The 11,867-nt window shown below is 33.0% G+C and carries 10 protein-coding genes; 9 read left to right on the forward strand and 1 reads right to left on the reverse strand.

Annotated elements, in window-relative coordinates; genetic code table 11:
• Positions 1 to 52: 52 nt before the first annotated feature.
• From B0A64_RS07620 to B0A64_RS07635, 4 genes are all read left to right on the forward strand, one after another.
• Positions 53 to 1,924: a GMC family oxidoreductase gene (locus B0A64_RS07620; RefSeq protein ID WP_208863520.1), complete on the forward strand. Its 1,872-nt coding sequence runs from the start codon at positions 53 to 55 to the stop codon at positions 1,922 to 1,924.
• 7 nt (positions 1,925 to 1,931) lie between these two features.
• Complete coding sequence (locus tag B0A64_RS07625) at positions 1,932 to 4,055, forward strand: LodA/GoxA family CTQ-dependent oxidase (protein WP_123875885.1); 2,124 nt, start codon at positions 1,932 to 1,934, stop codon at positions 4,053 to 4,055.
• Between the two features lie 82 nt (positions 4,056 to 4,137).
• A complete protein-coding gene (locus B0A64_RS07630; RefSeq protein WP_089478924.1) occupies positions 4,138 to 5,226 on the forward strand; it encodes a tryptophan 7-halogenase in 1,089 nt (362 codons plus the stop codon).
• A gap of 657 nt (positions 5,227 to 5,883) precedes the next feature.
• Positions 5,884 to 7,098 (forward strand): sensor histidine kinase, encoded by a 1,215-nt coding sequence (locus tag B0A64_RS07635; RefSeq protein WP_089478925.1) that lies wholly within the window; start codon positions 5,884 to 5,886, stop codon positions 7,096 to 7,098.
• A gap of 417 nt (positions 7,099 to 7,515) precedes the next feature.
• On the opposite strand, the gene B0A64_RS07640 is transcribed toward B0A64_RS07635, so the two are convergent.
• On the reverse strand, positions 7,516 to 7,755 hold the full coding sequence (locus tag B0A64_RS07640) for a hypothetical protein (protein ID WP_089478926.1): 240 nt from the start codon (positions 7,753 to 7,755) through the stop codon (positions 7,516 to 7,518).
• A 648-nt stretch (positions 7,756 to 8,403) separates the two neighbouring features.
• Between B0A64_RS07640 and B0A64_RS07645 the strand changes: the two genes are divergently transcribed.
• From B0A64_RS07645 to istB, 5 genes are all read left to right on the forward strand, one after another.
• Positions 8,404 to 8,817, forward strand: a complete 414-nt coding sequence (locus B0A64_RS07645; protein ID WP_089478932.1) for a response regulator — start codon at positions 8,404 to 8,406, stop codon at positions 8,815 to 8,817.
• A 38-nt stretch (positions 8,818 to 8,855) separates the two neighbouring features.
• Entirely contained in the window at positions 8,856 to 8,957 is a 102-nt protein-coding gene (locus B0A64_RS07650; RefSeq protein ID WP_089478927.1) for an ATP-binding protein, read from the forward strand.
• 5 nt (positions 8,958 to 8,962) lie between these two features.
• Positions 8,963 to 9,316, forward strand: a complete 354-nt coding sequence (locus B0A64_RS07655; protein WP_089478928.1) for an FIST N-terminal domain-containing protein — start codon at positions 8,963 to 8,965, stop codon at positions 9,314 to 9,316.
• Positions 9,317 to 9,450: 134 nt separating this feature from the next.
• Positions 9,451 to 10,998 carry an IS21 family transposase gene (istA, locus tag B0A64_RS07660; RefSeq protein ID WP_089478929.1) on the forward strand — a complete coding sequence of 516 codons (1,548 nt, stop codon included), beginning with the start codon at positions 9,451 to 9,453 and terminating at the stop codon, positions 10,996 to 10,998.
• 24 nt (positions 10,999 to 11,022) lie between these two features.
• A complete protein-coding gene (gene istB, locus B0A64_RS07665; protein WP_089478930.1) occupies positions 11,023 to 11,763 on the forward strand; it encodes an IS21-like element helper ATPase IstB in 741 nt (246 codons plus the stop codon).
• Positions 11,764 to 11,867: the final 104 nt, after the last annotated feature.

Below are 11,867 nucleotides of genomic sequence, written 5' to 3' on the forward strand. Positions count from 1 at the left end.
AATAATGAGAACGTATTTAAAGAATATATTAATAGGGTTTGATTAGAAGATATTGAAAACCTTCGAGTTTCCTTTTATGAATGAGACAATAAAAGGCTCAAAAATCACTTATGAAATGGAAAAAAATAAAAAAAGCAAGTTTGATTATGTTATCGTAGGATCTGGTGCAGGAGGAGGTCCATTAGCTGCAAATTTGGCTTTGGCAGGATTTACTGTCATGTTACTGGAAGCAGGAGGAAAGGAAGCAAGTGTTAGTTATTCTGTACCGTCCTATGCTCCTTTAGCTGCCGATAATGAATACTACAGATGGGACTTTTTTGTTCGCCATTATAAAGATCAAAAACAACAAGAAAAGGATCCAAAATTTGTATCATCTAAAGATGGTATTTTATATCCTAGAAGCAGCACGTTAGGGGGGTGTACAGCTCATAACGCGATGATTACCACATATCCGTCTAATTCTGATTGGGAATATATCCAACAAATCACAGGAGATGATTCTTGGAATCCGATTAATATGAGGAGATATTTTGAAAAAATAGAAAACTGTAGATATTTAGACTCTATTACAGCCAAAGAGACAGGCCATGGTACAGGTGGATGGCTAGGAGTAGAAAAAGCAAATATTTCGAAAGCACCAAAAGATTGGCAACTGATTAAAACATTAGAGACCTGTAAAGAAAAAGGTTTCAATGCTGAAAAGATTGGTCCCATAAACGAAAACTTGGATCCGAATGCCATTGATGTAGCTAAAGATGATAGTTCGGGCTATTTTACTGTCCCACAATCTACGTATGACATGACCAGAAATGGTTCAAGAGAATTTGTATTAAATGTACAGAAACAGTTTCCTGAAAGATTAATTATAGAAACACATGCATTGGCTTCAAAAATTCTTTTTGATGAAAAAGATGATACAAAAGCAATAGGTATCGAATACCTGCAAGGAGCTTATCTGTATGCTGCAACACCACGATATAATGAACATTGTCAATTGACCGAACCCGAAACAAAAAGAGTATATGTGAATGAAGAAGTGATTTTGGCATGTGGAGTATTTAATACTCCACAACTTTTAATGCTTTCAGGAATTGGAGATAAAGAACAATTAGAAGAGTTTGATATTGCAATAAGAATTAATTTACCAGGAGTTGGTAATAATTTGCAAGATCGTTATGAAATTTCTCTGATTAATGAGATGCAGTCGTCATTTAAAGTCAATGAAATTGCAAAATATAGTGATGATCCGGAAGATGATCCTTTTTTATCACAATGGCTCAAACATAGAGAAGGTCCCTACAATAGTATCGGATCACCGTTGATGTATATGAAAAAATCTTTTCCTGAAAAAATAAATCCGGATATTATTCTATTTGCTAGAACGGTAAGGTTCGAAGGTTTTTTTCCAAATTGGTTTTGGACTTTTCGTCCAATTCATAATCAATTCAGTTGGACAGTGCTTAAAGCACATACAAATAACAGAAATGGAGTTGTTAAACTTAAATCAAGTAATCCAAGAGATACACCTTATATTAATTTTAATTCCTTTTCTGATAATGGCGAAGATTTGAATGACTTAACAGAAGGTTTCAAATTTGCAAGAGTGTTAATGCAGGATTCCCCTTTTAAGATCAAAGAAGTTTTACCTGGAGTAGAAGTTCAATCTGATCATGACATCAAAGAGTTTATTAAGAATCAAGCATGGGGTCATCACGCATCTTGTTCCTGTCCTATAGGAGCAGATGATGATAAAATGGCAGTCTTAGACAGTAGATTTAGAGTTCGTGGAGCAAAAAAATTGCGTGTAGTAGACGCATCAGTATTTCCGAAAATACCAGGAACATTTATTGTAACCCCCATTTATATGGTAAGTGAAAAAGCATCAGAAGTTATTATTGAAGATCAAAAAAATAGGAACAAATAAGGTAAGTATGAGCAAAAAAAACAAAATAGAGACGATAGATAGATACGTAATCTATCCCGCAATAGGAATTTCAAGAGTAGGAAATTCAGACGAATGGTATTATGCACCAGAGTTGCCTGGGCAGGTAGCAGACCCTAGAGTTCCTCAAAACTTAGAAGGAACAAAAGAAGATATTAAATATAAAGATCCAAAAGGAGCCATAAAAAAACAAGCCGCTCGTTTCAGAGTATTTGGTTTAGACGCAGATGGAAAAGTAGTTGATGAAATAAATTCCGACTCAAGTTGTGAAGGAGTAGATGTTGAAGTAGAATGGTCTGTACATATAGCCAATAGAAAAGGAGCTTGGTATGAATTTACCAATCCAATGGATTTAAATTTTAATTCACAAAAGCAAGGAAATACCAAAGAATTAGCTCTTTCTGTAACTCATAAAAATAAGGCTTATGGAGGAGTACCGTATGGTTTGCATCCCAAAAGAGAACAGTTGGTAATCGACTCAGGAAATGTTTTTATCGCTGGAAGGAATGCTAAAAGTGAGCCTTTAGACAAAGGAAAATTTATGGGTAAAAAAGTTTGCCTAGGAGAATTACAAACTGATAATAAAGGAAGATTAATCGTTTTAGGTGGCTCAGGATTGGCAAAAAGTATTACTCCTAATAATCCATTAAGTCACTTTGCCAATAACAATGGTTGGTACGATGATACTTCTGATGGTCCTGTAAGAGCTAAAATAATTATTAAGAAAAATGGAAGCCTTCAAGAGTTTGATGCAGAGCCTGCTTTCGTAGCTGTAGTACCTCCCAATTATGGACAAGGCTTATATGGAACCATAACGATGTATGATATTGTAAAGGATTTGTATACACAAAGAAAAGAAGGAGGCATTGAACCAAAAGAAAAGCCTTCATTTGAAGAGGATATATGGCCTATATTCAAATCTTTAACAGATTCAAAATGGGTAAGTGAAGGACTTTATATGTTATTTGGAGAAGGATCTGCATCCAATTTCACAGACCCTAGTGTATATAAACGATTGGCCTCAAATGATGAAAGAGATAAAACTTTTAAAAAGAATATATTTAATTGGTTTAGAAACCCCGAAACCGATAAGTTTGAGCCAACACAAATACCTTCAAACTATGGCGATGCACTTAGAGATTTTAGTGATGAACCTAATGAAAATCTTTGGATTACCCGAACACAATACAGTTACTTGAAGAAGTGGGCAGATGGTAATTTTGTCATATCTAATTTTGATTTAACAAAAACTAATTTTCCTTTAGGGAGTATAGCCAAAAACGATCCTTTGGAAAACCAAAAACTAGAAGATCAGCCTTATCTACTTACTAAAGCAGCTTTGCAAGAATGTCTTGGAGGGCCATTTAGACCAGGGATTGAACTTTCTTGGCCATTTAGAGTTGATCAAATGTGGAAACCAGCTATGCCTGGCGAACAAGCTGCCTTCAGACTCAATGTTGTAGATAAAGATAATGAAAATAATTCAAATTTTATCTCTGATGACTATGGCTCTGTATTATCACCAGATAAAGCAATGGCTAAATATGGACCAGTTCATTACAGTGGTCCAGGTACATTAACCAGATGGATGGGTGTGCCTTGGCAAGCTGATGCGGCAAGTTGCCTTGGCGGTTTGGATCCGTCCAACTATTTACCTGTTCCAGCACTGTGGGCGCCAAGAGCACCACAACACGTAATTAGCGAAGAATCATACAAAGGCATGAACACAGTTGGCAATAGCATATTTCAAAAGACGAAGCAGTTTAATTATCGCCAATATTGGTTACGTGACCTAGACAATTCAGATGCTTTAAAAAGACTCATTGACATGACTAATGAATGGTCTGATTTGGGAATAGTCTCAGCGAAAGAACTTCAATCAACAAATTTAGACACTCAAATTCCTGAAGTAATTTGGGTAGAACAACAACGATCCAAAATGTTTAGAGTTTGGGATCCTGCCTATTTGCAATTACAGGTAGCAGAAGGTAAAATGACTCCAGAAGAAGCGATGAACAAAGAAAAGGAAGAGAGAGAAGATTATAGGAAAAGTTTGGAACGGGAGGAGAGTCCAATCGCCCCAAGAATGATATATGGACGATTAGATCACTAATCTTAGGATGATTCAAGTATTATTTGCTTGCAACCATGTTTTATCGGATTGATAAAACATGGTTATAATTTAGATACCCCCAATGAAATTAAGCACTAAAATTATAGTAATAGGAGGTGGCCCTGCTGGCGCTGTTATAGCAAGAGAACTTGCGAAATCTGAGATGGATGTAATTGTATTGGAAGCCAATGAATTTCCTTGTCAAAAGCCAGGGGATTGTTTACCTCCAAATATTAAGCCATTACTTAGGAAACTGCAACTGGAACACTTAATATCCATACATAAACAGAGTTATAGTAATCAATCTGTATGGGGGTCTGATGTAATGAAAGAAGAAGATTTCATTAGTGGCATTCATGGATCTGGTATACATATTAACAGAAAATTATTCGAAATAGATCTGGCACAAGAAGCTCGTAAGTCAGGGGTAATTTGGTTGAATAATCATGTACTCAAAGATTGTGTTAGAATAAATGATGAATGGCATCTTGATGTAAGTTACGCTGGAGAAAAGAAAAGTCTTGTAGCTGATTTTATAGTAGATGCTAGTGGAAGGAAATCAGTTGTAGGCAGATATTTGAACACCAAACGTGATGTATTAGATAAACTAGTAGGTATTAGTGCTGTTTTTACAAGAAAGCCTATTTTAAGTTCATCGACACTTATAGAAGCTTTTAGTCAAGGATGGTGGTATTCGGCAAGTTTGCCTGGTAACCAATTAATCATATCATTAATGACGGATTCAGATTTAGTTTCGAATTTAGAAGCGAACAAAAGTGATGGTTTTGAGGCATTACTATATAGAACAAAGTACACCAAAGATCGAGTAGAAGAGTCTATGGGGACTATAATAAATAACGTTTCAGTATTGAAGGTCGATGCTGCGAATTCTTCCAGATTAAAACAAATTGTAGGAGAAGGTTGGATAGCAATAGGAGATGCTGCATGTACCTATGATCCACTATCTTCATATGGAATTACTGCAGCCATTGGTACTGCATATTATGGAAGTTGTGCTATTAGAGATCATTTTCTAGGAAAAAAAGAAAGTTTTTTAGCCTATAATTATTTGATGGATAAAATGTATGCAACCTATCTACCTCTAATAAAAGCAGCTTATCGTCAAGAGAAACGTTGGGGAGATAATGTTTTTTGGAAGAGAAGGAGTTAGAAAACAGTAATAATTTTAGACAGCCTCTTGTTTTGGTGCGTCCAGCATGGGCGATAAATCTAGGGTGTAAGTTCCGAAATCTTTTCCTGAAGAACAGAAACTATATATAAGGACAGGAATGTTGGATAAGGTTGCTAAACAAACAGAAGTCCCAAAATATAAGGTAACATGATCGTAAATATCGAATAATTTTGATAACTGCCTTGAGAAGGATAGAACGGAATCAGAGAGCTACCAAGGAGTGCAGACCTTTATTTGGATAACTCAAAACAACCTCACGGAAGTATATTTGAAAATATATCGTAAATAAAGAACCGCCTTGGTACGGATCCGTATACGAAGTGGTGTAGAAGGTCGCCTTGGGAATTAATCTCTAGGCTCCTATCCTATTAAATAGAAAACCTTTTGATTATTTGTAAGAAAAAACTAATATATTTAAAATAACATTAGGGTAAACGGGATAGTAAGAACAAAATAGAGCCTCATTTTGGATACAAACAAATTCGCTTTGAACAAGATTGAATTTTATATGTAGGCTAGTTTTAAAATAATTAGGGATATTATTAAGGAAAATTAGTTATTTTTAACGTTAAAAGAAATAGAACTTCCTTACATAATTACGTTTGGTGTAATACAAAAAAATAAAAATTCAGTTATATGCACAAACCTGAAATTCCTGATAACGAGCATCTTCGTTTCGAAGCCTTAGATGCTTATAAAATACTAGATACATTACCAGAAGAAGAGTATGATGCCTTAACCAAAATAGCAGCACAAATTTGTGGTACACCGATAGCATTAGTAACTTTAGTGGATCATAATCGACAATGGTTTAAATCGCATCATGGTTTAAATGCAACCGAAACTCCAAGGGATTTTGCTTTTTGTGCGCATGCAATAAACACACCGGATGAATTATTTATTATTCCAGATGCTACTAAGGACATACGGTTTCATGATAATCCGTTAACCACTAAAGACCCGAACGTAATATTTTATGCTGGAGCTCCTTTAAACACTAAAGATGGTTATTCTTTAGGGACGCTTTGTGTTATTGATACAAAACCAAGAGAAGGTCTTACAGAGAACCAACAAGAATCATTAAAGGCATTGGCCAATCAAGTGATTTCGCAATTTGAACTTCGTAAAAAAAATAGGTTTTTAGAAGATTTGAATGATGAAATTATTAAAAAAAATGTGCAGTTGGACCAATTTGCATATCGGCTTACTCATGATTTAAAAGTACCAATACGAGGTATAAATTCATTATTAATTTTTATAAAAGAAGATTATAAAACACTCCTTGAAAACACAGAATTAGAAGCTTGCATCGATTTAATTTATTCTCGAAATGAATACATGGATTTCTTAATTAATGGAATCTTAGAATATACAAAAGTTAGTAACGATCAAATTTGTTTTGAAGATTTTAATGTCGAAAGCACTATTCAATATATAGTTAATAATGGTGCTTTACATATTCCGACTCATATACATTTTAGGAATTGCGATACCTTTATAAGGCATTCAAAAATAGGTTTTGTTCAAATTATTCAAAATCTTTTATCAAATACAACGAAACATACCGACAAAGAAGAATGTAATGTTTGGATTTCACTAACAGAAAATGAAACTAATTATTCTCTTGTTTATGAAGATGATGGGCCAGGTATACCAGAAAAATATTGGTTAAAAGTATTTGAGTTGTTTGAAACAGTTAACTCAAAATATGATAAAAATGCCGGTATTGGCTTGTCAACAATAAAAGCCATAGTAGATCGAGTAGTGGGTACTATTTATTTGAAGAATAGAGAAGATAATAAAAAGGGTGCTTGCTTTTGTTTTGTTTTACCAAAAGAGTACAACTGTTAAATTTTGACGGAAGATTTTATCAGCCTACAAAAAGCATTTTACTTTTTCATTTAATAAAAGTAGTATCGAAAATTTGTTTGTGAAGCAAGAAAATAGCACTTCTCTCGAATTACATCGCCTTTACTGATTTTAATTTGTATAAAAGCTCAGGGCTCTTCGGGCAAAAAAGGCGGTCATGTTTTTGGTACTTAGCATGTCTTTCTTGAATTTGTAGGCAATTTCAAAATTGATTTTTAAATGGGCAAAAGTCCAACAATAAACGGCAATGTAATTCTGGAAGTAACTGCAATAGTGGCATAATATTGGTGCAAACAGTGTAATGGCAGTGACAAAAATGAAACAAAAAATTAGTTTTAGTTTGTCATTTTTCAAACAACTTATAAAAAATTCTTTGCTTGATACTATAACTTGTGGTAACTAATACCATTTTTGAAATGTATCGAATAAAATTTTCTTTTTTAAACGGTTATTAACAATTTGAAGTGTCATTCCGATTAATGAAATGGCTAAAAAAATCATAATCAAAATGTTTGCTTCGATAGGGATCTTTGGCTCTAGGTTTTTTCCAACAGTTATAATAATCATGGAGAATAGTAAATAGTGCTCAGATTTGATTCCAGTAGGAATTGTGTTTGTTAAAGTAATTGCTGTTTTCATTTTTCAGTGGTATTTGAATGAAACTTCATTTCTTGTTAATAAATAGTTTTAATTTTGAGTGTTTACTAAATCGAATAGATTATCTATCGAAGTTGCAATCACTGCTGACATTGTTAAATTGTTTTTGGAAATAATTATTTTATTAATTTTTATTTTGATTTTTGTGTTTCTTAATTCTGATACAAATCTAAGACGATTATAAGAATTGTTTTTGTTTTTTCGATGAATAGCAGTTTGCTGTCGATGATTAATCAATATTTACACTTGACTTACAGTTGATTATGAATTTTGTATCGATAAATGAATATTAAAAATGGAAATCGTCCTTTTTTTTTGTTTTTTTTAATATTCAGTTTACTTATTATATAGGTACAGACGTTCTACTTATCTATAAGAAATTTTAAAAATCAGATGCAATGGCTATTCTATAAAAAATAGATTTAAGTATTAGGATCCCTTTTTAGATTTCGTTTTAATGGCTTCAGGATATTTTTTATGAACGAATTACATATAAAATACCATTCGTCGACACTTTTTTTGCAGGTGTCTACACTTTATTATGAATTAACGAAAAATGACTCTTGCTTTAAAAGGAATAAAATACCTTTGAAGTTGAATAAGTATGCATCAAACTTTAAAATTAATAAAATGGCAAAATCGTTGAATATACTATTAATAGAAGATGATGCGATTGAAGTAATGAAATTTAATAGAGTACTAAAAAGTTTAGAACTCAATCATCGCATCATCGAAGCAAATAATGGTGAAGAGGCAGTTGATATATTAAAAAGCAAAGAAATAATACCAGATATTATTGTTTTAGACCTCAATATGCCTAAACTAAACGGTATCGAGTTTTTGTCTATCTTGAAAGCAGATGATGTATTAAAATACATACCAGCAATTATCTTAACTACTTCTAACAATCATAGAGACGTTATGGAGTGTTATAAAATAGGTATTGCGGGCTACATTTTAAAGCCCTTGAAATATGAGGATTATGTAGATAGGATAAAAAAAATACTAGATTATTGGAGCACGAATGAATTAATTTCTCAGTAAAAATAAGTAGTGTTATTTTTTGAGTCTAGTACTAGAGATTGTCTATTGTAAAAAAAATAGTCGAGAATTACAAAGGAAACATTTGGATAGAAAGTGAACTGACTAAAGGTACAACCTTCTTTATTAAATTACCAAAATAGAAACTATGAAAATAATTCAAGCTTATAAAAAAAAGAATGAAAATTGGCAGTACCTAACAAATAAGGAAGATCTAAAAAATCCGCTGGTACTTGTTTTTGCAAATAGGATGCAATTAGAGCTTTCAGAAGTTATTGATGCTATTAGAAAGGAGTTTCCTTATGAACATCTGGTTTTTGGATCTACAGCGGGTGAAATTTTAGATGCAAATGTCTTTGATGATTCTATTGTAGTTACTGTTATAGAATTTGAAAAAAGTACGTTTAAAATTAGAACCGATAATATTTTTAATCATAAAAAAGATGCGAATGCTTTAGGAAAATTGCAAATTCTGGCAAAAGTGAGCATCCCATTCCTGTAAAAGAGATCAGTTGATTCCGGTTTAAAGTGACCACCCTATTCTTGTAAAAGAGATCAGTTGATTCCGGTTCAAAGTGACCACCTCAAAAAGTAGTGTTTATAAAGAATATCTTACTTGTTTTTAAAACAAAAGATATGGCAAATAAACGACTGGATATGAGAAACATTTTGCAATTATTACGTTTATATACTCAAGGAGTAAGTAAGCTCCAAATAAGCAGACAATTAGGCTTATCACGCAATACTGTAAAGAAATATATTGAATCATTTCATCAAAATTCTTTTACCTATCAAGAATTATCAGGTCTTAGTAATGAAGATCTGGAAGAACTCTTTGATGGACAGATAAAAGCTGTTCCAGAAAAAAACATAGTTTTAGAATCCTTATTTCCCACGATAGAAAAGGAATTAAAGCGAGTTGGTGTTACCCGACAATTGCTCTGGGAAGAATATAGGGTAAATCATCCTGATGGCTACAGTTATTCTCAGTTTTGCTACCATTATCAAAATTGGCGAGGCAAACTCAAGCCCTCTATGCATATGCATCATAAGGCAGGAGATAAAGTTTTTGTAGACTATACAGGAAAGAAATTATCCGTTATTGACCAGTCTACAGGAGAAGTGTGTGAAGTAGAAGTTTTTGTAAGTGTACTGGGAGCAAGCGGACTTACTTTTGTAGAAGCTACCAGGACTCAAAACAAAGAAGACTTTATGGGAAGTCTGGTAAAAATGCTAGACTACTATCAGGGTGTTCCAAGTGCTATTGTAACGGATAATTTAAGAACAGCCGTTAAAAAGAGTGATAAATATGAGCCCTTAGTAACGGAATATTTATTAGACTTTGCATCTCATTATGCAACTACAATACTTCCCACAAGAGCTTATCATCCAAAAGATAAGGCTCTGGTTGAAAATGCAGTAAGAATAATTTATACCAGAATTTTTGCCCCTTTACGCAAAGAAGAATTTTTTACTATAGAAGCTCTTAATGATGCTATTTTACCACTTTTAGAAAAGCATAATACAATGTCTTTTAAAGGCAGGAAATACTCAAGATTAGATTTGTTTAATGAGATAGAAAAAGAAGCACTATCATTTTTACCTGTTAATCCCTATCAGCTCAAAGGTTTTGCTAAAGCAACCGTTCATAAATCCAGCCATGTTTATCTCAATAAAGACAAACACTATTATAGTGTGCCTTTTATTTATATGGGCAAGAAAGTATTGATTATTTACAGCAAAACTACCATTGAGATTTATCATGGGCAGCGCATAATAGCCAGCCATCAGAGGGACTACTCCAAATATCTTTATACGACAAATAAAGAACACATGCCCACATCACATCAGTTTGTGGCAGAGTGGAATCCTGAGAGGTTTATCCAATGGGGAGCTTCTGTTGGAGAATTTTGCAAATCATTTATCATACAAATATTAGATAAGAAACAGCACCCTGAGCAATCTTATAAATCCTGTACCGGTGTATTAAGTTTAGCCAATAAAGTAGGCAATGACAGATTAAACAATGCCTGTAAAAGAGCGATGGATTATGAAAAAATAAATTACCCAATCATCAAATCTATCCTGGAGAAAGGATTAGACTTCATTGATGAAGATCCTGCTATTGAAGATAAAGAAATACCAATACATAGTAATATTAGAGGTAAGGAATATTACAAATAACAACCATTAATAAAAAATAACTATATGAATGATCAAACATTAGAAAAAATGAAACAGTTAAGGCTCTACGGAATGTCCAGAGCCTTTAATACTACTTTAGACGCAAGTACCATCGATTATACAAATGATGAACTTATTGCCTATTTAATTAACTCTGAATATGATGACAGAGAAAATCGAAAAGTAGAAAGATTAATCAATACTGCCAAGTTTAGATATAAGGCTTTTATGGAAGAAATCGATTTTGACAGTTCCAGAGGAGTAGATAAAAACTTGATAAACAGACTTGAGTTTTGTGATTTTATAAAAAACAAACAAAACATCCTGGTCTGTGGAAGTACGGGTGTTGGTAAAAGCTTTATAGCTACTGCAATTGGCCATAAAGCTTGTATGATGGGCTACAAAGTAATGTATTTTAATATCAATAAACTTTTCTCTAAACTTAAAATGGCTAAAGCTGACGGCTCTTACATTAAAGAAATTAATAAAATAGAAAAGCAGGACCTCATTATACTAGATGATTTTGGACTGCAATCATTAGATAACTTTAAAAGGCAGGATCTTATGGAGATAATTGAAGACAGGCATGGAAAAAAATCAACTATTATTGCTTCGCAGCTCCCAGTTGAATCCTGGCATGAAGTTATTGCAGAACAAACCATTGCAGATGCAATTTTAGACAGAATCGTTCACAATGCTCTTCGGATAGAATTAAAGGGAGAATCAATGAGAAAAAAGAAAATAGAAAAACAACCAATAGAGTAAAATAATTTTATACTTTTAAACTACTTTTTAGACACCTTTTTGAGTTCATTTATACTGCTCACTTTTATCCAGAATTAGGTGCTCACTTTATCCAGAATATCCAT

It is taken from the genome of Flavobacterium araucananum (assembly GCF_002222055.1).
Taxonomy (GTDB): Bacteria; Bacteroidota; Bacteroidia; order Flavobacteriales; family Flavobacteriaceae; genus Flavobacterium; species Flavobacterium araucananum.

Coding starts and splice junctions, on each gene's coding strand:
- B0A64_RS07625 (WP_123875885.1), top strand. CDS start 1,932: ATGAGCAAAAAAAACAAAATAGAGACGATAGATAGATACGTAATCTAT.
- B0A64_RS07630 (WP_089478924.1), top strand. CDS start 4,138: ATGAAATTAAGCACTAAAATTATAGTAATAGGAGGTGGCCCTGCTGGC.
- B0A64_RS07635 (WP_089478925.1), top strand. CDS start 5,884: ATGCACAAACCTGAAATTCCTGATAACGAGCATCTTCGTTTCGAAGCC.
- B0A64_RS07640 (WP_089478926.1), bottom strand. CDS start 7,755: ATGAAAACAGCAATTACTTTAACAAACACAATTCCTACTGGAATCAAA.
- B0A64_RS07645 (WP_089478932.1), top strand. CDS start 8,404: ATGGCAAAATCGTTGAATATACTATTAATAGAAGATGATGCGATTGAA.
- B0A64_RS07655 (WP_089478928.1), top strand. CDS start 8,963: ATGAAAATAATTCAAGCTTATAAAAAAAAGAATGAAAATTGGCAGTAC.
- istA (WP_089478929.1), top strand. CDS start 9,451: ATGGCAAATAAACGACTGGATATGAGAAACATTTTGCAATTATTACGT.
- istB (WP_089478930.1), top strand. CDS start 11,023: ATGAATGATCAAACATTAGAAAAAATGAAACAGTTAAGGCTCTACGGA.